Source organism: Arthrobacter pasteuri, assembly GCF_054510955.1.
The window spans coordinates 458,607-478,377 of sequence record NZ_JBTNDO010000001.1 but is presented as its reverse complement, the minus strand read 5'-3'; the positions used below and the strand labels follow the sequence as shown (position 1 = coordinate 478,377).

Below are 19,771 nucleotides of genomic sequence, written 5' to 3'. Positions count from 1 at the left end.
TGGAGCTATGGCATCGACGAGGTCAACGGCCGCGGAGCAGCGGACCACCGCTCCCTGGCTCAAATGGACGGCGCTCGGGGTGGGGGCGGGAGCAGCCCTCGCGTCCTCCGCAGCCGGGGCGGTCTCGGGACTCGCCGTCTACTTCGCGCGGCAGATCGTGACGCCCGCGCGCACGCGGGACGAGAACCTGGACATCCTCGCCGTCGTCGGCCCCGCCGGCAAACAGACCGTCATCCTGCCCGCGAACGACGACACCACGGTCGAGGGGACGTACAGCCTCCACTTCGCCCGCGGGACCGGTCATGCCCGCATCGGGGCGATCCGCTCGTACGTGCCCCGCGAGGGCACGGTGGAACGCGTGGTGGAGAAGGTCTACGTCGGCGACCTCGCCTCCGCCACGCGCGGCTGGTGGGGCGGCGCCGTCTACCCCTCGCCGGCGGCGATGGGCTTCGCCGACGAGGAGGTGCTCATCCCGGTCGAGGGCGGTTCCGCCCCCGCCTGGCTCGTCCGCGCAGAGGCGCCCGCCCGCACGTGGGCGATCATGGTGCACGGCCGCGGGGCCTCCCGCGCGGAGGCGCTGCGCGCGCTCGGACCGGCGCGCCGCCTCGGACTGACCAGCCTGGTGCTGTCCTACCGGAACGACGGCGAAGCGCCGTCGGCGCCGGACGGCCGCTACGGACTCGGGATGACGGAATGGCACGACGTCGACGCCGCCATCGACTTCGCCGTCTCCCACGGGGCCCGCGACGTCGTCCTCTTCGGCTGGTCCATGGGAGGCGCGATCGTCCTGCAGACAGCGGACCTGTCCCGCCATCGGCAACGGATCAGCGCACTGGTGCTCGACGGCCCCGTCATCAACTGGATCGAAGTGCTGGCGCACCACGCAGAGCTGAACCGGATACCGGCTCCCGTGGGGCGGCTCGGACAGTACCTGCTCGCAAGCCGAAGGGCCCGGAGAATTACGGGACTGGCCGCGCCGCTGGACCTCAAGAGCATGGACTGGATCGCTCGGGCGGAGCAGCTGACCCTGCCGACGCTCGTCCTGCACAGCGAGGACGACGAGTTCGTCCCCATCGGGCCCTCCGCCGAACTGGCGGACAGGAACCCGGCCTTCGTCACCCTGGAGCGGTTCCACCGCGCCCGCCACACGAAGGAGTGGAACGTGGACCCGGAGCGGTGGGAAGCCGTGGTCGAACGCTGGCTCGGCGGGCGGCTGTTCGGCCGGACGCTTCCCGGCGGGAAGGCGCCCGACCCGGAGGCTACTGCGCTTCCCTGATCTTCCGCTTGATCCGCCCGAGCATCGCGGCCATGCCGCGCATCCGCAGGGGGGTGATGGCCCGGGTGAGCCCGAGCCGGTCGGGCACGTCGTCCGGGACGGCGAGGAGCTCCTCGGCGGGCAGGCCGTCGAGTCCCTCGAGGAGCACTCCGGCGAACCCGCGCGTCGTCGGGGCCTCGGGCGGCGCCGAGAAGAACAGGTGGACCCGCCGCTCCGGCTCCTGCCCGATCTCCATGGTCAGGAAGAGAGGGCTCTGGCACTCGACCACCTGCTCCAGGAGCTCGGGGTGGTCGCTGTACCGCTCGGGGAGGTCCGGGAGCTCCCGGGAGAAGTCGAGCAGCAGCTGGAGCCGGTCGGGCTCCGTCAGGTCCTGGAAGTCGTCGATGATCTCGGCGAGCTTCGCCGGGACGGCTCCGCCGGTCATCGCGCGGCCCGTGCCGATGCCGCGGGTACCTCGCCGGGCTCGCTGCCCCGGACGATGGGAACGCGCACCGCGTTGCCCCACTCGGTCCAGGACCCGTCGTAGTTCCGCACATTCTCGAACCCGAGCAGGTGCGTCAGGACGAACCACGTGTGGCTCGAGCGCTCGCCGATGCGGCAGTAGGAGACGACGTCGTCCCCCTCCTGCAGTCCGGCCTCGCCCCGGTAGATGGCGTCGAGTTCCGCCCGGGTGCGGAACGTCCCGTCCTCCGCGGCGGCGCGGGCCCAGGGGACGGACACCGCGGTGGGGATGTGTCCGCCGCGCAGAGCGCCCTCTTCCGGGTAGGCGGGCATGGTGGTGCGGGCACCGGTGTACTCGTCACCTGACCGCACGTCGATGAGGGGCTTGCCCAGGTGCTCCAGCACATCGCCGAGGAAGGCACGCACGGGGGCGTCGTTGCGCTCGACGACGGGGTAATCGCCTGCGGTGATCTCTGGCTTGTCGGTGGTCATCGGCCTGCCTTCGGCCACCCACTTGTCGCGGCCGCCGTCCAGGAGGCGGACGTCCTCGTGCCCAAACAGCGTGAAGACCCAGAGGGTGTACGCGGCCCACCAGTTGCTCTTGTCGCCGTAGATGACGACCGTGGAGTCGCGGGAGATGCCCTTGGCCGCCATGAGCCGTGCGAAGCCCTCCCCGTCGATGTAGTCCCTCGACACCTCGTCGTTCAGCTCGGTGTGCCAGTCGATCTTGACGGAGCCGGGGATGTGGCCCGTCTCGTACAGCAGGACGTCCTCGTCGGATTCGACGACGACGAGGCCTTCGGCGTCGTGGTTCGCCGCGAGCCAGTCGGTGGAGACCAGCCGCTCGGGGTGGGCGTACTCGGAGAACTTGTCCTGCGGATCTGCTGCCAGGGTCATGGGGGCCTTTCGCGTAGCTGTGTGCACCGCGGTCTCTGCCCGCGGTGCGCGTCCTTCCACCTAGCCTAACCACGCGCTGCGGCAATTACTTCCGGGGCTACGGCGGAAGGCGACACACCGCGCAGGGCACACGGACCGTACAGGGAAGGCACAGGGACGGCGGCGGGAATGTCACCGGACGCGGCGTCGGGAACAGTACCGGGAACAGCACCAGGAACAGCACCGGAAACGGTATCCGGACGTCCGGTCAAGGAGGTGCGGGCGCGGGACATCCGGGATGGCGCGCACCGGTTTGCCGTATTCTTGCCTAGCGAAGCGGCCGCCCGTAGGTCCGCCGCCACCCCTGCCGGCAAAAGAAAGCGGTCCCCAGTGCCAGCCATCGAACACCTGACAGAGCGCTCGCCCAAAGTCTCCGTCGATGAGTTGCTGGACGGGTTCTACCCGTCGCCACGCTTCGGCGAGGTGTCCTTCGACTCCTACCGTCCCGACCCCCAGCAGCCGTCGCAGTCCGCGGCCGTCTCCAAGCTCCGTGAGTTCGCCACCTCCGTCAACGAGCCGGAGCCGTCGGGTTTCCGCAAGCTGTTCGGCGGCGGGAAGAAGGTCGGGACGCGGGCCGGGATCTACCTCGACGGCGGGTTCGGTGTCGGCAAGACACACCTGCTCGCATCGCTGTGGCATGCATCCTCGGGCAGGAAGGCGTTCGGGACGTTCGTCGAGTACACGAACCTCGTGGGTGCGCTGAGCTTCCGCAAGACCGTCGACGCCCTGAGCAGCTACAGCCTCGTGTGCATCGACGAGTTCGAGCTCGACGATCCGGGGGACACCGTGCTGATGTCCCGCCTGATGAGGGAACTGGCCGATGCCGGCGTCAAGCTCGCCGCGACGTCGAACACCCTCCCCGGCTCCCTGGGAGACGGGCGCTTCGCCGCAGTGGACTTCCAGCGGGAGATCCAGGTCCTCGCGGACCAGTTCGAGGTGGCCCGGATCGACGGTGAGGACTACCGGCACCGCGGACTCCCGCAGGCTCCGGACGCGCTCGACGACGCGGCGCTGCAGGAGCGGATCTCCTCCTACTCCGGGGGTGTCCTCGCGGAGGACGACTTCGCGGCCCTCATCGGGCACCTCGCGGATGTACACCCGAGCCGCTACCGGCAGCTCCTCGACGGCATCGACGCGGTCGCCTGGCACAACGTGGAGACCATCACCGAGCAGGCCGTGGCCCTGCGCTTCGTGGTCCTGGCCGACCGCCTGTACGACCGGGATGTGCCGATCATGGCGAGCGGGACGACCTTCGACCACCTCTTCACGGAGGAAATGATGGGCGGGGGCTACATGAAGAAGTACTACCGCGCGGTCTCCCGCCTCACAGCCCTGGCGCGCCAGGGGAGTGAGGTAGCGTCCTAGACGCAAGAAGCGCCGGTGCCGCCTCTCGGCGGGACCGGCGCTTCCTTATTGCCAGGCTGGGAATTACACGGCCGGCGGGGAGGTAGGGCCGACGTCGCCCTTGCCGTCCTTCTTGTCGATCCTGTCGACCATCTCCGAAGCCTTCGCCTGCACTCCGGTGATGTGGTGTGAGTACTTGCCATGGGTCCTGCTGTCGACGAAGCCGCCAGCCTTTCCGATGCCGTTCTTCACCTTGTCGGAATTATCGCCAATGAGTTCGGTCGCCTTACCCGCGAGGGTGCCGGCCTTGCCCTTGAGCCCGTCCAATAAACCCACGGACACCTCCTTTCGGTCGTGGAAACGCAGTCCGTTTCCGCACCACAGATTTTAGGGCACGACGCCGGGGATGTCCTCGGAGAAGGGGCGGATCGGCGGTAGGTACGCGCAGGGCATAAAAAATGCCCGGTCCTCGCCAGGACCGGGCAACGGCCGACGACCGGCCTGAGAGCGGACGACGGGATTCGAACCCGCGACATCCACCTTGGCAAGGTGGTGCTCTAGCCAGCTGAGCTACGTCCGCAAAAAAGCGCCCCCGAGGGGGCGCCGTAGTGGGCGATACTGGGATCGAACCAGTGACCTCTTCCGTGTCAGGGAAGCGCGCTACCGCTGCGCCAATCGCCCATTTTCATGGTGCTCGTACCGTAACGAGGTGGGGACGGGATTCGAACCCGCGTATACGGCTTTGCAGGCCGCTGCCTCGCCTCTCGGCCACCCCACCATGACCGAATGGCTCCGGTCACCGGACTGATCCGGCTTTACAGTGACTTGCGAGCGGACGACGGGATTCGAACCCGCGACATCCACCTTGGCAAGGTGGTGCTCTAGCCAGCTGAGCTACGTCCGCAGAAGGAAAAAACATCCGAGATTCCCGCTCGATGCCGTGCATTTCGCGGTGTTTCTTCGTTTTCCAACGAGAAAAAACTCTATAGGACGTTTGATGGTTCGTCCAATCGGCGTCGGACCGGACCGTCTGCCCGCGGTGTCCACGGGAGATCTCCGCCCTGTCCGCCCGCGGTGTCCAGGGGCTGTCAGAGGCAGCTGAGAGACTGGGGTCATGACCGCCCCGCTCCTCGCACACGCCACACCTCACGGCAGGATGTACGCCCGTTCCACCGCGGATCAGCCCTCCGTCCCGTCCATCACCACCGTCATCTCGCAGTTGCCCAGCTCCCTCGGCGGCTGGTTCGGCCACATGGCCGCCAGTGCGCTGTCGCGGGACCCGCGCCTTCCCGGCGCGCTGGCGAATCCGGCCGAACTGAGGACGGCGGTCAGGGAAGCCGCCTCGGCGGCCGAACGCTATCGGGACGAGGCCGCCCAGCGGGGCACGCGCGTGCACCACTACTGCGAACAGGTAGCCCTGCGGGCGCTGGGGCGCCCCGAGGAGCTCGACGCCGCACGGCTCATGCTGGAGGAGAACGGTGAGGGGGGCTTCGCGCAGCGGTTCGACGAGTGGTGGGAGCTGTACGACGTCCGTCCCGTCGAGCCGGAGCTGACCGTGTGGAACACGGAACTGGGCTACGCAGGAACGCTGGACCTCGTCGCCACGATCGGCGGGAGGACGTGCCTCATCGACTACAAGACCAAGAACACCGACCGGGACGGCTTCGTGAAGGCCCTCGATGACAAGGTGGTCATGCAGTTGGTCGCGGGGATGAAGGCCGAGGAATCGCTCGTGGATCCCCAGAAGGGCGAATGGCGCCCCTGGGCGCACGGAGACCAGCCGCTGCTGCTCGGGGTCGCCGTGGGACAGACCGAGGTGCGGGCCATGCGCGCCAACCCGGCCGTGCTGCGCAATCACTGGCTGCGGTTCTGCGCCCTGCGGCGGGCGTGGGAGGCGGGGCTCGACGCCGAGGAGGCCGGGCGGGCCCTGCTGCCGATCGGACCCCCGCCCAGCAGGGTCACCCCGTCCGCGCCTGCACTGCCCGCCTGAGGCCGGGGTCGGGCACGGGGTTCGGGCGAACGGACTCCCGGCCGGGGCGGTGTCGCGATGCGGGCCGGTTCCTGCCCGGCGCGCCGCGCAGCGGCACTAGGATTGATGGGAGCCTCGCGGCAGGAGTTCCGCCGCGGGCACCGACAATCCCCGCGCATTCCGCGCGTTCCGCGACCGAAGCGAGGAACAGAGCACCGATGGCCGTCCTGAGTATCCGAATGATCGGCGACCCGATCCTCCGCACGCCGGCAGCGGAGGTCACCGACTTCGGACCGGAGCTGGCCCGGCTGGTCGAGGACATGACCGAGACGATGATCGACGTCCAGGGAGCAGGCCTCGCCGCTCCCCAGGTCGGTATCGGGCTGCAGGTGTTCACCTACCGGGTCGACGGCGTCCAGGGCCACGTGGTGAACCCGGTGCTCGAGGTCGGCGGGGAGTCCCAGGGGGAGTCCGACGTCGAAGGCTGCCTGTCCGTTCCCGGTCTGGGAAGCTTCGTGGGCAGGACGGACTGGGCGCGCGTCACGGGCAAGGACGTCTCGGGCGGCGACGTCGTGGTCGAGGGGACGGGCATGCTGGCCCGGGCCCTGCAGCACGAGACCGACCACCTGCGCGGCACCCTGTACATCGACCGCCTGGAGGGCGAGGACCGCAAGAGCGCCCTCAGGGCCATCCGCAGCGCGGAGTACAACCGGGTCACCTCCCGAACCGCCGCACAGCGCTCCCTGTCCCTCGGCTCGAGCTTCACGCCGGGGCCCGCATCGGGCGGAACGGCGTCCCGCAGCGCCGGGACGTTCGGGCAGGGCGCCCGATGAGGATCCTGTTCGCCGGGACACCCGAGGTCGCCGTACCGTCGCTGCGTGCCCTCGTCGACGCCGGCTTCGACGTCGCCGCCGTGCTCACCCGCGTCGACGCCCCGGTGGGCCGCAGGAAGGTCCTGACCCCGAGCCCGGTTGCCGCGGCCGCCGAGGACCTGGGACTGGCGGTCCTCAAGGCGAACCGCTTCACGCCGGAACTGATCGACCACCTCGGAACACTCGACCTCGACGCAGCGGCGATCGTCGCCTATGGCGGGATCGTGCCGCCGGCCGGACTCGCCGTTCCCGAGCACGGCTGGATCAACCTGCATTTCTCCGTGCTCCCCGCCTGGCGGGGCGCGGCTCCGGTGCAGCACGCCGTACTCGCCGGGGACGACATCACGGGGGCAACCACGTTCCGGCTGGAGGAAGGACTCGACACGGGGCCCGTCTTCGGGGTCATGACCGAGACCCTGGAGGCCGGGGCCACGAGCGGCGAGATCCTCGAGCGCCTGTCGCACAGCGGCGCCGTCCTCCTCGTGCAGACCCTGTCCGGCATCGATGCGGGCCGCGTGACGGCCACCCCGCAGACCGGCGAGCCGACCTTCGCACCGAAGCTCACGATCGACGACGCGCGCATCGACTGGTCCCAGTCCGCCGTCGCGGTGCGGCGCCGCATCAATGCGGTCACCCCCGAACCCGGTGCGTGGACCACCCTCGACGGTCAGCGCGTGAAGCTCGGCCCGGTAGCGCCCCCGGCGCACGGCGCCGGAACGGCGCCCGACACCGGAACGGCGTCCGACACCGGAGGCGGAGTGTCCCGTCCGGCACCGGGCGCCCTTCAGGTCGTGGGGCGGGAAGTGCGGGTCGGGACGGGGACGGAACCGGTGGCCCTCGGGGCCCTCCAGCCCGCCGGCAAGAAGATGATGGATGCCCTCGACTGGGCACGGGGCGCGGCGACGCGCGGAGAGCTGGTGTTCGAGTGAGCGCTACCGGAGGAACGAACAGGGGATCCGGCGGAACCGACAGGGGGTCCGGCGGGTCCGGCGGTTCCGGAGGACCCGGGTCCAGGGGCTCCGCCGGCAAGGGCGGGGGACAGGGCGGCAACCGGCGTCGCAACGAGCAGGGGCGCGAGCGCAACCGGGGCGGCGAGCGGCAGTTCTCGCAGGCCGCCCCGGCGCAGCGCACGCGCCGCGCCGATCCCGCGCGCCTCGTGGCGTTCGAGGTCCTCCGGGCCGTCGCTGCCGAGGACGCCTACGCGAACCTCGTGCTGCCGGCGAGCATCCGCAAGCACAAGCTGGACCGCCGGGACGCCGGGTTCGCGACCGAACTGACCTACGGGGCCCTCCGGGGCCACGGGACCTACGACGCCGTCCTCGCCCGCTGCGTGGACCGGCCGCTCGACCAGCTCGATCCCGCGGTGCTGGACGCCCTGAGGATCGGGGTCCACCAGCTGCTCGCCATGCGCGTTCCCGCCCACGCCGCCCTCGACCAGACCGTGGGGCTGGTGCGCGCCGTCATCGGAGCCGGACCGTCGTCGCTGGTCAACGCCGTGCTCCGCAAGGTCACCGCGCACGATCTCGACGGGTGGATCGGCGAGCTCGTCGACGGCATGACGGACGCCACCGCCGTTGCAGCCCTGACATACAGCCACCCGGAGTGGATCGTCCGCGCACTGCGCCAGGCACTCGTCGCCCACGGGCGCGACGTCGCCGAGATCGACGCACTGCTGGCCGCGGACAATGCCGCGCCCGTGGTGCACCTCGTGGCGCTGCCGGGACTCGCCTCGCTGGACGACGCCCTGGCGGAAGGAGCCGAGCCCGGCCGCCTCGCTCCCGGGTCGGCCTACTACTCGGGCGGCGACGTCAGCCGGCTCCCGGGGGTCTCGACGGGCACCATCCGCGTGCAGGATTCGGGGTCGCAGCTCGTGGCCCGCGCCCTGGCCGCCGTCGATCTCGGGACGGGACGGAGGGCAGGAGCGGAGGAATGGCTCGACCTGTGTGCCGGTCCCGGCGGCAAGACAGCCCTGCTCGCGGCGATCGGCCAGGCCAGCGGCGTCCACCTCACCGCGAACGAGCCCGTCCCGCACCGCGCCCAGCTCGTCCGGCAGGCGCTGCGGCCGCTGCCCGAGGACTCGTGGACAGTGCGCGTGGGCGATGGGCGCGAGGTCGGGCGGGAGCAGCCGGACCGCTACGACCGCGTCCTCGTCGACGCCCCCTGCACCGGCCTCGGAGCGCTGCGGCGCCGACCGGAGTCCCGGTGGCGGCGCAAGCCGGCTGACCTCGTGGGACTGGCGCCACTGCAGCGCGAACTCCTCGCGTCCGCCCTCGACGCCGTCGCGCCGGGCGGCGTCGTCGCCTACGTGACCTGCTCGCCGCACCACGCGGAGACGGATGCCGTCGTCGACGACTGCCTGCGCAAGCGCCCGGGATTCGAGCGGCTCGACGCGGGTGCCGCGCTCGACGCCGTGAGCATCGGGGGAGCGCTCGGTGCCGGCCACGGGACCAGCGCACAGCTCTGGCCGCACGTCCACGGCACGGACGCGATGTACCTCGCGCTGCTCCGGAAGACCCCTTGACGACGGACCTCGCTCCCGGCGTACCCGCAACGAAAGGAACGGCTGTGACGCACCTCCGTATCAACCCGAGCATCCTCTCGGCGGACTTCGTCAACCTCGAGGCCGAACTGCAGCGCATCTCCTCCGCGGACGCCGTGCACGTGGACGTGATGGACAACCACTTCGTGCCGAACCTGACGCTCGGCCTGCCCGTCGTCCGCCGGATCCAGCAGGTCAGCCCGCTGCCGCTCGACGTGCACCTCATGATCGAGGACGCCGACCGCTGGGCGCCGCAGTACGCCGAGGCCGGCGCCGCGTCCGTGACGTTTCACGCCGAAGCCGCCAAGGCCCCGGTGAAGCTGGCCCGGGAGCTGCGGGACGCCGGCGCGAAGGCGGCCATGGCACTGCGACCGGCGACACCCGTCGAGCCGTACCTCGACATGCTCGGCGAACTCGACATGCTGCTCGTGATGACGGTGGAGCCGGGCTTCGGCGGGCAGTCCTTCCTGGACCTCACGCTGCCGAAGATCCGCCGGGCCGCTGCGGCCATCGAGGGTGCGGGACTCGACCTGGTCATCCAGGTCGACGGCGGCATCACGGAGGAGACCATCCTCCGCGCCGCGGATGCCGGGGCGACGGTGTTCGTCGCGGGTTCCTCGGTCTACGGGGCGGACGACGCGGCCGCCGCCATCACGGCCCTGCGTACGTCGGCCTCCCGGGACTGAGCGGGAACCACCTGGGTCCGGCACCCGGAGCGGTCAGGGCGAGACAGTTCAGACCCAATTCCGGCCCGGTCAGGGCGCGGGCAGGGTCATGCACGGTTCCGGCCCGGTCAGGGCGCAGGCGGAGGATCGGTGACCGTGATCCTGATCGACAGCGCCGAGCGGGCCGCCTCCTTGAGGACCGCGAAGCGCGGATCCGGCACCGTGAGGAAGGGAAGCTGCGGGAGCCCGGCGTAGGGTGCGAGCACCGGCTCGCCGAGCGTGCTGGTCGCGAGCGCCCTGTCCCCGCCGAGTTGGAGGCACGACGGCGGTTCCGCTCCGTAGAGGGCCGCGGCGCGGGCGGCCGTCTCCTCCACGAGGGCATCGGCTTGGTTGGCGCGTCGGCGGGCGAAGCGCTGCTGGGACCAGCCCCCGGCGGCCGTCCGGCCCTGGACGTACCGCGTCCCCGTCTTCGAGGACAGGACCGCGCCCGCCCGGGCGACCCCGACAGAGTAGCCGCCGCGCCGGACCAGCAGGAGGCCCACGACGGCCGAAGCGTCGACTCCGGACACCAGGGCCCGCAGGAGATCGCCAGCGCCTGCTCCGGCGGGTGCCGGCGCTCCCGGCAGCGGTGGGCTCAGGACCGCGGTGCAGCCGTTGGCGCCCGTCACCCTCACGGAACCGTCGGGTTTTTCCGCGTCCGGCTGCAGGGAGTAGGAGCCGTTGCGCTCTCCGAATCGGGCGAGCCAGCCATCGAGGCGGTGCACCTCGACGAGGACGGACCTGGCGGGCATGGCCTTCCTTTCCGCTCGCGGCGGCAACCGCACGGGGCCTCCGCGGTGGCGGCCGGGTCAGTGCCCCACAGTAACGTTGACGCTGTGAATGATCTATTCAGTGCCGCGGCGGACGACGACGGGTCGGACGACGCACCTGCCGGTGGCGTCCGGGCGGCGGGCACCGGCCGCCCCCGCAGCCCCCTCGCCGTACGCATGCGTCCACGCAGTCTGGACGAGGTCGTGGGGCAGCAACACCTGCTGGGCCGAGGATCACCGCTCCGCACGCTCGCCGGCGAGCACGACCCCGGAGCGCATGCGGCGCCGTCGTCCGTGATCCTGTGGGGCCCGCCGGGCACCGGCAAGACGACCCTCGCCCACGTGATCGCGCGCGGCCAGGGCCGGAAGTTCGTCGAGCTGTCCGCCATCACCGCCGGGGTCAAGGACGTACGGCGCGTCATGGACGACGCCCTGACCTCCCGGGACCTGTACCGGCAGACCACCGTGCTGTTCCTCGACGAGATCCACCGCTTCAACAAGGCCCAGCAGGATGCCCTGCTGCCGGGGGTCGAGAACGGGTGGGTGGTGCTGATCGCCGCGACCACCGAGAACCCGTCGTTCTCCGTGGTGTCGCCGCTGCTGTCCCGCTCGCTCCTGCAGACCCTCCGGCCGCTGGACGAATCGGACATCCGTGGCCTGCTCCAGCGCGCCGTCGACGACGAGCGCGGCCTGGCGGGCACCGTGGAACTTTCGGAGGAGGCACTCGAGCACCTCGTCCGCCTGGCGGCCGGGGACGCGCGACGCGGCCTGACGGCGCTGGAAGCGGCGGCCGGCGTCGCGCACTCCGAACGGGAACCGCAGCCTGCCGCCCACCGGGGCGGCGAGGACTGGACCGAGGGCGAAGACGAGGACGGAGGGGGGGACGACGCAGGCCGGGACGCGGCGCCCGTCCTGGTGACGCTCGATCACGCGGAGAAGGCCGTCGACGTCGCCGCCCTGCGCTACGACCGCGCGGGGGACCAGCACTACGACGTGGCGAGCGCCTTCATCAAGTCCCTCCGCGGATCGGACGTCGACGCCGCGCTGCACTACGTCGCACGGATGCTCGAGGCGGGGGAGGACCCCCGGTTCATCGCCCGGCGACTGATGATCTCGGCGTCCGAGGACGTGGGGATGGCCGATCCGACCGCCCTCCAGACCGCGGTCGCCGCCGCCCAGGCGGTGCAGCTCGTGGGCATGCCCGAGGCACGGATCATCCTCGCGGAGGCGGTGGTGCACATCGCGACCGCCCCGAAGTCGAACGCGGCGTACAACGGCATCAACGCGGCCGTCGCGGACGTGAGGGCGGGCCGGGGCCAGGGGATCCCCGCCCACCTGAGGGACGCGCACTACCCGGGAGCATCGCAGCTCGGGCACGGGAAGGGCTACGTGTACTCGCACGACGAGCCGCACGGCATCGCGCTGCAGCAGTACGCGCCGGATGACCTCGTGGGGCGCAACTACTACGAGCCGACGGACCGGGGCGTCGAGCGGGACATCGCCTCCCGCCTGGCGAAGCTCCGGCGGATCATCCGCGGGAAGTAGCGCCGGGAAGAGGCCCGACACCGCCTGACACATCCCGACACCGCCCCACGAGGCGTTGCGGGGTGAACGGGCGCGCGATGCGCAGCCCCACGATTCGGTGGCCCGGCGGGCCGACTGCTAGCATTGAAGGCTGACTGGCAAGTCGTCGTGTACCAGCCTTCCTCCCCATGCCGTTCCGCAGGTTTCCTGCTGCCCGGCGCGGAGTGGCGGCCAGGGTCGCAGCGAACTGTAGTACCGGGAAGCGGCCAATCCCGGCTCTCCGCAAGTGGAGGCCAGCGACACCAGAAGTGCGGACGCCCTCGTGGCGCAAGTCCGTTCCTTCGCCGCAAAAACATCGAAAGGTAAACGTGGCTAACAACACACGTGCCCGCCGGAAGGTCCGCATCTCGCGTGCCCTCGGCATTGCTCTGACCCCCAAGGCAGAGAAGTACCTCGAGCGTCGGCCCTACGCGCCGGGCCAGCACGGCCGTGCGCGTCGCAAGCAGGACAGCGACTACGCCGTACGTCTCCGCGAAAAGCAGCGTCTGCGCGCCCAGTACGGCATCCGCGAAGCACAGATGACCCGTGTCTTCGAGGAAGCCCGCCGTACCGCAGGCCTGACCGGTGAGAACCTGATCGAACTGCTCGAGATGCGTCTCGACGCCCTCGTGCTCCGTTCCGGCTTCGCCCGCACGATCGCCCAGGCCCGCCAGCTCGTAGTGCACCGTCACATCATGGTCGACGGCTCCCGCGTGGACCGCCCCTCGTTCCGCGTGGCCGAAGGCCAGCTCATCCACGTCCACAGCCGCAGCGAGACCATGGTCCCGCTCCAGGTTGCTGCCGCTGGTGCGCACCGCGACGTCCTCCCCGCCGTTCCCGGCTACCTGGACGTCCAGCTCGACAAGCTCCAGGCGCGCCTCGTGCGTCGCCCGAAGCGCTCCGAGGTCCCCGTGACCTGCGAAGAGCAGCTCGTCGTCGAGTACTACGCACGCTAGTCGCGCTGGCTGACCGGATCCGGCAGCCTCGAGCGAGACGTGCAGACCAAGAGCCCGCGGCACACGCCGCGGGCTCTTCGTTCTGTAAGGTACTAGGAGCAAGAATTCCCATGCCCGCCCGAGAGGCGGGCACCCCTGCGTAAAGGAGACCGCCCATGTCAGGTGGAGATATTGCGGGCCTGATAGCTGCTGGCGTGTTCGCCGTCCTGGTGCTGTTGCTGGCCGTGCCGATCTGGAAGCTCGGCCGCGTGTTCGACGAGCTGCGCAAAGCCATCCGCACCGTCACCGATGAGACGACCCCGCTGATCGAGGAGGTCACGAGCACGGTGAGCACCACCCACCAGCAGCTCAGGACCGTCGACGGCATCACCTCGAACGTCTCCGACGCGTCGGCCAACATCTCCGCCCTGTCGTCGCTCGTCGCCGCCACGATCGGCTCTCCGCTCATCAAGGTGTCGGCGTTCTCGTACGGTGTCCGCTCGGCCCTCGCGGGCCGGAAGTCGCCTGCGCGCCGTCGGCGCAGCCGCTAGTCCCCCCACCGAACCGGAGAGAACGATGATCAGAAGAGCCTTCTGGCTGGCAGCCGGCATCACGATCGGCGTCGTCGCCGTACGCAAGGTATCCCAGGCCAGATCGAACCTCGGGCCCGAGGGCCTGAACCGCGCCGTCGGTCAGATCAGTGACAGCATCGCGGACTTCGCGGACACGCTGCGCACAGCGATGGCCGAGCGCGAGGGCGATCTCCGTGCCGCGCTCGGTGTCGAGGCTCCTGCCGCGTCCGACGCCGGTACCGCCGACGCGCTGCCCACCCCGCGCCGCGTCATCCGCTAGGACAGCACGCCGCAGGTCCTGCCCCTGCACGCCGCCCAGTACCTGACCGTGCCGTGCCCTGACCGCGGCGCAGCTCTCCGCAGCGCGGGCTTGCCGATGCTCCCGCTCCGCCGCGTCCCGACCACCAGAAGGATTGCCCCATGAAGTCCCACGAGATCGCCAGCCGCTGGCTGAGCTACTTCGAGAAGAACGGGCACACCGTCGTGCCCTCGGCGTCGCTGATTTCCTCCGACCCGTCGCTCCTGTTCACCGTCGCCGGCATGGTGCCGTTCATCCCCTATCTCACGGCGCGTGAAGAGGCTCCCTACAGCCGCGCGACGAGCGTCCAGAAGTGCATCCGTACGGGCGACATCGAGGAAGTCGGCAAGACCGCCCGCCACGGCACCTTCTTCCAGATGTGCGGCAACTTCTCGTTCGGTGACTACTTCAAGGCCGACGCCATCCGTCTCGCCTGGCAGCTGCTGACCAGCGACGTGGCCGACGGCGGCTTCGGGCTGCCGGCGGAGAAGCTCTGGATCACGGTCTACCACGAGGACGAGGAAGCGCTGGCGATCTGGCGCGACAGCATCGGTGTCCCCGCCGGACGCATCCAGAAGATGGGCAAGAAGGACAACTACTGGTCCACCGGCCAGCCCGGCCCCGCCGGCCCCTGCTCCGAGATCTTCTACGACCGCGGACCCGAGTACGGCGTCGACGGCGGTCCCGAGGCGGACGACACCCGCTACGTGGAGATCTGGAACCTCGTCTTCATGCAGTACCAGCGCGGCGAAGGCACCGGCAAGGACGACTTCGAGATCCTCGGCGAACTGCCGAAGAAGAACATCGACACGGGGCTGGGCCTCGAACGCCTCGCGATGATCCTGCAGGGCGTCGAGAACATGTACGAGACGGACCAGGTGCGCCCGGTGCTCGACCGGGCCGCGGCGCTCAGCGGCAGGACCTATACGAGCGCGGAATCGCCCGACGACCCGCACCACACCGACGACGTCCGCATGCGCGTGGTGGCCGACCACATCCGGTCCTCCCTCATGCTCATCGCGGACGGCGTCACGCCCTCCAACGAGGGCCGCGGCTACGTGCTGCGCCGCCTGATCCGCCGCGCCGTCCGGGCCATGCGCCTCCTCGGCGTCGAGAAGGCGTGCCTGCCCGAGCTCCTGCCGGCGTCCCGGGACGCGATGAAGGGCGTCTACCCGGAGGTCGAGAAGGACTTCGAGCGGATCAGCCGCATCGCCTACGCCGAGGAGAAGGCGTTCCTGCGGACCATCGCGTCCGGCACGGCACGGCTGGAGGAAGCGGTCCGCGAGTCCCTGTCCGAGCAGCGCCCGCTGTCCGGACAGGATGCCTTCACACTGCACGACACGTACGGCTTCCCGATCGACCTGACGCTCGAGATGGCGGAGGAGGCCGGCCTCGCGGTCGACGCCGACGGCTTCCGCTCGCTCATGCTCGAGCAGCGTCAGCGGGCCCAGGCGGACGCCCGCGGCAAGAAGGCCGGGCACGCCGACCTCTCCGTGTTCAACGAGCTGCTCGGACGCGGCCAGACGGTCTTCACCGGCTACGACGAGCTGACGTCCGAAGCGACCATCATCGGCGTGCTCGACAAGGGCGCGTCGGTCCCGAGTGCGCTCCAGGGCGACGAGATCGAGCTCGTCCTGGACCAGACCCCGTTCTACGCGGAGGCGGGCGGCCAGGCGGCCGACGTCGGCCTGATCACAGGGAACGGCTTCGTCGTCGAGGTCCTCGACGTCCAGCGGCCCGTCAAGGGCCTCAGCGTGCACCGCGCCGTCGTGCGGGAGGGCGAGGTCGCCCAGGGTGCAACGGTGACGGCTGCCGTCGACCGCCAGCGCCGCCACGCAGGGGAGCAGGCGCACTCCGGCACGCACATCGTCCACGCGGCCCTGCACGAGATCCTCGGCCCCGAGGCGCTGCAGCGCGGCTCGTTCAACAAGGCGGGCTACCTGCGCTTCGACTTCTCGTGGGGCGAGGGCATCAGTGCCGCGGCACGGTCCGAGATCGAGGAGGTCTCGAACATCGCGATCCGCAACAACTACGAGGTCGAGACCAAGATCATGTCCCTGGCCGATGCCAAGGCGCTCGGTGCCACGGCCCTGTTCGGCGAGGCGTACGGGGAGACCGTCCGCGTGGTCGAGATGAACGCCGACTTCTCCCGCGAACTCTGCGGAGGCACGCACGTGGCATCGACGTCCCTCATCGGGAGCCTGACGCTCCTCGGCGAGCAGTCGGTCGGGTCCGGCAACCGGCGCGTCGAGGCCCTCGTCGGGCTCGACGCGTTCCGCCACCTGGCGGCAGAGCGTGCCCTCGTCTCCGAGCTCTCCGACATGCTGAAGGTGCCCTCGTCGCAGCTGCCGGAGCGCCTCTCGGCGACCCTGAACAAGCTCAAGGCGGCCGAGAAGGAACTGGACCGGCTCCGCAAGGAACAGCTGGCTGCTGCTGCGGGTTCCCTCGTGGACACCGCGGTCGACGTCGACGGCGTCCGCCTCATCGCGCACGACGCCGGCGAGATCGGCGGCGCGGACGAACTGCGGACGCTCGTCCTGGACCTGCGCGGTCGCCTCGGGTCCGATGCCGCCGTCATCGCCGCGACCGGTGTCTCCCAGGACCGTCCGCTGGTGCTCGTCGCCACGAACGAGGCCGCCCGGAGCGCCGGGGTCAAGGCAGGGGCGCTGGTGCGCACCGCGGCGAAGATCCTCGGAGGCGGCGGTGGGGGCAAGGACGATGTCGCGCAGGGCGGCGGGTCCGATGCGTCCCGCATCCCCGAGGCGCTCTCGGCCATCCGCACCGCCGTGGCGGAGCGCTGACGCCTCCGTGGGCGACGACGGTTCCGGAGCGGCGTCCGGCACGCAGGACGCCGCTCCCTACCCCTTCGGCCCGAAGCTCGGCGTCGACGTGGGACAGGTCCGTGTCGGCCTCGCGGGGTGTGACAGGGACGGATTGCTGGCGACCCCGATCCGCACGCTGAAGCGCGACGCACGCAAGAACTACGACATCCGGATCCTCCTGCGGGAGGCCGTCGAGCGGGGCGTCGTCGAGATCTTCGTGGGACTGCCCCGGAACCTGAGCGGCCGCGAGGGGGCATCCGCCGAAATGGCAAGGACCTATGCGAAACTCCTCGTCGAGGAACTTGACCGACAGTCCCTCGTGGTCCCGGTACGCTTGGTGGATGAGCGGCTGAGCACGGTGTCGGCCCACCGGTCGCTCCGTGCTGCTGGTCTGAGTAGCCGCGAGCATCGTAAGGTAGTTGATCAGGTGGCTGCTGTCGAAATACTCCAGCATGCCATCGATATGCAACGTTCACGTGGACGGGACGTGGGGGATCCGGTTCCTGCGCGTGACGCAGCAGGCATCCAGGGCCCGCTGCTGACCCCTACAGAGGAGCCAGTTATCAAGGACAATTCGCCGAGCAAGAGGGATGCGGAGTCGTGAACGACGGTACCCGCAACTCCACTGCCTCGCAGGACCCCAGCGACGTCGACGCGTACTACGAGGATGACGGCTACGCGCATCCCGAGCCCGTCGAGGAATTCTTCGCAGCGCAGGACGCCCCCGCGCGCACCGCGAAGCACCCGCCCTCCAAGGCCAGGCAGCGCCGGCGACGTCGGCGCACCGTCGTCGTACTCGTCGTCCTTCTGCTGTTCGCCGGTATGGTCTTCGGCGTCGCGCTGATGCTGCGCGACATGCTCGGCCTCAACAAGGTGACCGACTACCCGGGCCCCGGCGGCGAGGAGACCGTCTTCACGGTGCCCGAGGGAGCCGGCGCCCTGGCGATCGGCACCGGCCTCGAGAGTGCCGATATCGTCGCCGACTCCGCCACGTTCATCACGGCGCTGTCCGCGATCTCCGAAGGACGCGAGGTCCAGCCCGGCGAGTACGAGATGCGCCTGCAGATGCCGGCGGCAGACGCCGCCGAGGCACTGCTCGGGGCCGACCCGTCGCTCGTCTCGTACGCCGCCGTCGCCCGCGACCTCCGGCAGGGTGAGGTCTTCGACATCCTCAGCGAGTCCACCGGCATTCCACGCGCGGAGTTCGACGCCCTCGCCGAAGATCCCACCCAGTTCGGCCTCCCGCCGCAGGCGCTGTCGCTCGAGGGGTACCTCCACCCCGGCGAGTACCGCTTCGACGTCGAGGCAACGGCCCCGCAGATCATCGAGGAGATGGTCAAGGCCACGACGGACCGCCTCGCCGAGGACGGCGTCACGGATCCCGCCAAGCAGTACGAGATCCTGACGATCGCCAGTATCGTCCAGGCCGAGGCCGGCGAGGGCGACTACGCCACGGTGGCCGGCGCGATCAACAACCGGCTGACGCCCGGCAACACCGAGACCAACGGCCTCCTGCAGTCCGATGCGACCGTCGCGTACGGCCTGGGAAAGCGGACCTACCAGCTCAGCGAGGAAGAGAAGGCGGACGCGTCGAACCCGTACAACACCTTCGCGAATCCCGGTCTCCCGAAGGGCCCCATCGGTTCCCCGAGCGACGAGGCGATCGACGCGACGGTGAACCCGGCGGACGTCCCGTTCTACTTCTGGGTGACGGTGGACCTCGACACGGCGGAGACCAAGTTCTCCGAGACGTATGCGGAGCACCTGGGTTACGTCGCGGAGTACGACGCATGGTGCGCCGACCACCCCGGACGGTGCGATTAGGTGCATCCGGAGGCATCTCCGGCGGCCCGGACTCTCCGGGCCGCCGTGATCGGTTCGCCGATCGGACACTCGAAGTCGCCCCTGCTGCACGCCGCCGCCTACCGCGCTCTGGGCATCACCTGTTCCTACACGGCGATCGACGTCGATGAGCGGTCCCTCGAGGAGTTCCTCGGCACCGTGCGCTCCGACGACGGCTGGCGCGGCCTGTCCGTCACCATGCCCCTCAAAGCCGGGACGGCACGGCTGACCGACACCACCACCCATCTGGCGACCGTGCTGGGTGTCGTCAACACGGTGGTCGTCGACGGCAACGGTGCCCGCCGCGTGCTCACCGGGCACAACACGGACGTCGCCGGCGTGGCGCATGCCCTGGCGGGCGCCGGGGTGGGCACTCCCGCCCAGCCCGTCATCGTCGGCGGTGGAGGCACGGCCGCTGCCGCCGTCGCGGGACTGGCGCGCCTCGGCGCCTCGACCACGCGGGTCGTGGTGCGCCGCCCGGAGGCAGCCTCCGATCTCCTGCGGATCGGGGCGCTCCTCGGCATCGGCGTCGAGCTGCAGGGCTGGCCGCAGGCCGGTGCTGCGCTGCGCTCCGCGGACGTCGTCGTCTCCACGCTGCCGCCGCGCGCCGGGGATCCCCTCACCGCCTCGCTCGGCGACGGGTTCCGGACCGACGGCACGCTGCTCGACGTGGCCTACGACCCGTGGCCGAGCGCCCTGGCCGCCGCATGGAAGCGGGCGGGCGGCAGGATCGTCCCCGGCCTCGACATGCTGCTCCACCAGGCCGTCGAGCAGGTCCGCCTGTTCTTCCCGGACGTGGTCCAGGACCCGGCGACCGTCTTAAACGTGATGTGTGACGCAGTGGGGGCTCCCCGGCGCTGAAGCCCGGTGCCCTGCATGGCAGTATGG

At 70.4% G+C, this 19,771-nt stretch carries 19 protein-coding genes and 4 tRNA genes; 15 read left to right on the top strand and 8 right to left on the bottom strand.

Translation table 11 applies throughout. The annotated features are described in order from the left end of the window. Positions 1–7 precede the first annotated feature (7 nt). Positions 8–1,276 carry an alpha/beta hydrolase family protein gene (locus tag ACX80H_RS02290; RefSeq protein WP_459310797.1) on the top strand — a complete coding sequence of 423 codons (1,269 nt, stop codon included), beginning with the start codon at positions 8–10 and terminating at the stop codon, positions 1,274–1,276. On the opposite strand, the gene ACX80H_RS02285 is transcribed toward ACX80H_RS02290, so the two are convergent. Next, positions 1,260–1,700 carry a SufE family protein gene (locus ACX80H_RS02285; RefSeq protein WP_459310796.1) on the bottom strand — a complete coding sequence of 147 codons (441 nt, stop codon included), beginning with the start codon at positions 1,698–1,700 and terminating at the stop codon, positions 1,260–1,262. The two genes, ACX80H_RS02290 and ACX80H_RS02285, sit on opposite strands and share 17 nt — an antisense overlap. Further along, positions 1,697–2,614 carry a sulfurtransferase gene (locus ACX80H_RS02280; protein ID WP_459310795.1) on the bottom strand — a complete coding sequence of 306 codons (918 nt, stop codon included), beginning with the start codon at positions 2,612–2,614 and terminating at the stop codon, positions 1,697–1,699. The genes ACX80H_RS02285 and ACX80H_RS02280 overlap by 4 nt, the downstream gene beginning before the upstream one ends. A gap of 369 nt (positions 2,615–2,983) precedes the next feature. Here ACX80H_RS02280 and zapE point away from each other — a divergent pair, with 369 nt between their 5' ends. Beyond that, on the top strand, positions 2,984–4,018 hold the full coding sequence (zapE, locus tag ACX80H_RS02275) for a cell division protein ZapE (protein WP_459310794.1): 1,035 nt from the start codon (positions 2,984–2,986) through the stop codon (positions 4,016–4,018). A 63-nt stretch (positions 4,019–4,081) separates the two neighbouring features. Here the strand turns inward: zapE and ACX80H_RS02270 are convergent, their stop codons facing one another. The 5 genes from ACX80H_RS02270 to ACX80H_RS02250 all read right to left on the bottom strand — a co-directional run bounded on the left by ACX80H_RS02270 (position 4,082) and on the right by ACX80H_RS02250 (position 4,901). Next, on the bottom strand, positions 4,082–4,333 hold the full coding sequence (locus ACX80H_RS02270; RefSeq protein WP_459310793.1) for an antitoxin: 252 nt from the start codon (positions 4,331–4,333) through the stop codon (positions 4,082–4,084). Positions 4,334–4,503: 170 nt separating this feature from the next. Next, a tRNA-Gly gene (locus tag ACX80H_RS02265) sits at positions 4,504–4,577 on the bottom strand. A 29-nt stretch (positions 4,578–4,606) separates the two neighbouring features. Then, a tRNA-Val gene (locus tag ACX80H_RS02260) sits at positions 4,607–4,678 on the bottom strand. Positions 4,679–4,704: 26 nt separating this feature from the next. Then, a tRNA-Cys gene (locus ACX80H_RS02255) sits at positions 4,705–4,775 on the bottom strand. 52 nt (positions 4,776–4,827) lie between these two features. Next, positions 4,828–4,901 (bottom strand) — tRNA-Gly (locus ACX80H_RS02250). Between the two features lie 210 nt (positions 4,902–5,111). On the opposite strand from ACX80H_RS02250, the gene ACX80H_RS02245 reads away from it, so the two are divergent. The 5 genes from ACX80H_RS02245 (at position 5,112) to rpe (ending at position 10,063) form a co-directional block, all read left to right on the top strand. Next, complete coding sequence (locus tag ACX80H_RS02245) at positions 5,112–5,987, top strand: cytochrome (RefSeq protein ID WP_459310792.1); 876 nt, start codon at positions 5,112–5,114, stop codon at positions 5,985–5,987. 197 nt (positions 5,988–6,184) lie between these two features. Further along, the gene (gene def, locus ACX80H_RS02240; RefSeq protein WP_459310791.1) at positions 6,185–6,799 is read left to right on the top strand and encodes a peptide deformylase; all 615 of its coding nucleotides are present in this window, start codon (positions 6,185–6,187) and stop codon (positions 6,797–6,799) included. Then, positions 6,796–7,767, top strand: a complete 972-nt coding sequence (locus tag ACX80H_RS02235) for a methionyl-tRNA formyltransferase (RefSeq protein WP_459310790.1) — start codon at positions 6,796–6,798, stop codon at positions 7,765–7,767. The genes def and ACX80H_RS02235 overlap by 4 nt, the downstream gene beginning before the upstream one ends. Then, complete coding sequence (locus ACX80H_RS02230; RefSeq protein ID WP_459310789.1) at positions 7,764–9,359, top strand: RsmB/NOP family class I SAM-dependent RNA methyltransferase; 1,596 nt, start codon at positions 7,764–7,766, stop codon at positions 9,357–9,359. The genes ACX80H_RS02235 and ACX80H_RS02230 overlap by 4 nt, the downstream gene beginning before the upstream one ends. Positions 9,360–9,403: 44 nt before the next feature. Continuing rightward, complete coding sequence (gene rpe, locus ACX80H_RS02225) at positions 9,404–10,063, top strand: ribulose-phosphate 3-epimerase (RefSeq protein ID WP_459310788.1); 660 nt, start codon at positions 9,404–9,406, stop codon at positions 10,061–10,063. A gap of 107 nt (positions 10,064–10,170) precedes the next feature. Here the strand turns inward: rpe and ACX80H_RS02220 are convergent, their stop codons facing one another. Then, entirely contained in the window at positions 10,171–10,833 is a 663-nt protein-coding gene (locus tag ACX80H_RS02220) for an acVLRF1 family peptidyl-tRNA hydrolase (RefSeq protein ID WP_459310787.1), read from the bottom strand. 84 nt (positions 10,834–10,917) lie between these two features. Here ACX80H_RS02220 and ACX80H_RS02215 point away from each other — a divergent pair, with 84 nt between their 5' ends. The 8 genes from ACX80H_RS02215 to ACX80H_RS02180 all read left to right on the top strand — a co-directional run bounded on the left by ACX80H_RS02215 (position 10,918) and on the right by ACX80H_RS02180 (position 19,744). Beyond that, positions 10,918–12,396, top strand: a complete 1,479-nt coding sequence (locus ACX80H_RS02215; protein WP_459310786.1) for a replication-associated recombination protein A — start codon at positions 10,918–10,920, stop codon at positions 12,394–12,396. Between the two features lie 347 nt (positions 12,397–12,743). Then, positions 12,744–13,370, top strand: coding sequence for a 30S ribosomal protein S4 (rpsD, locus tag ACX80H_RS02210; protein ID WP_459310785.1), 627 nt, complete (start codon positions 12,744–12,746; stop codon positions 13,368–13,370). Positions 13,371–13,525: 155 nt separating this feature from the next. Beyond that, on the top strand, positions 13,526–13,900 hold the full coding sequence (locus tag ACX80H_RS02205) for a DUF948 domain-containing protein (protein ID WP_087075824.1): 375 nt from the start codon (positions 13,526–13,528) through the stop codon (positions 13,898–13,900). 25 nt (positions 13,901–13,925) lie between these two features. After that, the gene (locus ACX80H_RS02200; RefSeq protein WP_459310784.1) at positions 13,926–14,201 is read left to right on the top strand and encodes a hypothetical protein; all 276 of its coding nucleotides are present in this window, start codon (positions 13,926–13,928) and stop codon (positions 14,199–14,201) included. A gap of 140 nt (positions 14,202–14,341) precedes the next feature. Next, positions 14,342–17,020, top strand: a complete 2,679-nt coding sequence (alaS, locus tag ACX80H_RS02195; protein WP_459310783.1) for an alanine--tRNA ligase — start codon at positions 14,342–14,344, stop codon at positions 17,018–17,020. A gap of 7 nt (positions 17,021–17,027) precedes the next feature. Next, positions 17,028–17,645: a Holliday junction resolvase RuvX gene (gene ruvX / locus ACX80H_RS02190; protein ID WP_459310782.1), complete on the top strand. Its 618-nt coding sequence runs from the start codon at positions 17,028–17,030 to the stop codon at positions 17,643–17,645. After that, on the top strand, positions 17,642–18,865 hold the full coding sequence (gene mltG / locus ACX80H_RS02185; RefSeq protein WP_459310781.1) for an endolytic transglycosylase MltG: 1,224 nt from the start codon (positions 17,642–17,644) through the stop codon (positions 18,863–18,865). Before ruvX ends, mltG begins: the two co-directional genes overlap by 4 nt. Further along, on the top strand, positions 18,866–19,744 hold the full coding sequence (locus ACX80H_RS02180) for a shikimate dehydrogenase (RefSeq protein WP_459310780.1): 879 nt from the start codon (positions 18,866–18,868) through the stop codon (positions 19,742–19,744). It begins immediately after the preceding gene. Positions 19,745–19,771: the final 27 nt, after the last annotated feature.

Coding starts and splice junctions, on each gene's coding strand:
- ACX80H_RS02290 (WP_459310797.1), top strand. CDS start 8: ATGGCATCGACGAGGTCAACGGCCGCGGAGCAGCGGACCACCGCTCCC.
- ACX80H_RS02285 (WP_459310796.1), bottom strand. CDS start 1,700: ATGACCGGCGGAGCCGTCCCGGCGAAGCTCGCCGAGATCATCGACGAC.
- ACX80H_RS02280 (WP_459310795.1), bottom strand. CDS start 2,614: ATGACCCTGGCAGCAGATCCGCAGGACAAGTTCTCCGAGTACGCCCAC.
- ACX80H_RS02245 (WP_459310792.1), top strand. CDS start 5,112: ATGACCGCCCCGCTCCTCGCACACGCCACACCTCACGGCAGGATGTAC.
- def (WP_459310791.1), top strand. CDS start 6,185: ATGGCCGTCCTGAGTATCCGAATGATCGGCGACCCGATCCTCCGCACG.
- ACX80H_RS02235 (WP_459310790.1), top strand. CDS start 6,796: ATGAGGATCCTGTTCGCCGGGACACCCGAGGTCGCCGTACCGTCGCTG.
- ACX80H_RS02220 (WP_459310787.1), bottom strand. CDS start 10,833: ATGCCCGCCAGGTCCGTCCTCGTCGAGGTGCACCGCCTCGATGGCTGG.
- ACX80H_RS02205 (WP_087075824.1), top strand. CDS start 13,526: ATGTCAGGTGGAGATATTGCGGGCCTGATAGCTGCTGGCGTGTTCGCC.
- ACX80H_RS02200 (WP_459310784.1), top strand. CDS start 13,926: ATGATCAGAAGAGCCTTCTGGCTGGCAGCCGGCATCACGATCGGCGTC.
- alaS (WP_459310783.1), top strand. CDS start 14,342: ATGAAGTCCCACGAGATCGCCAGCCGCTGGCTGAGCTACTTCGAGAAG.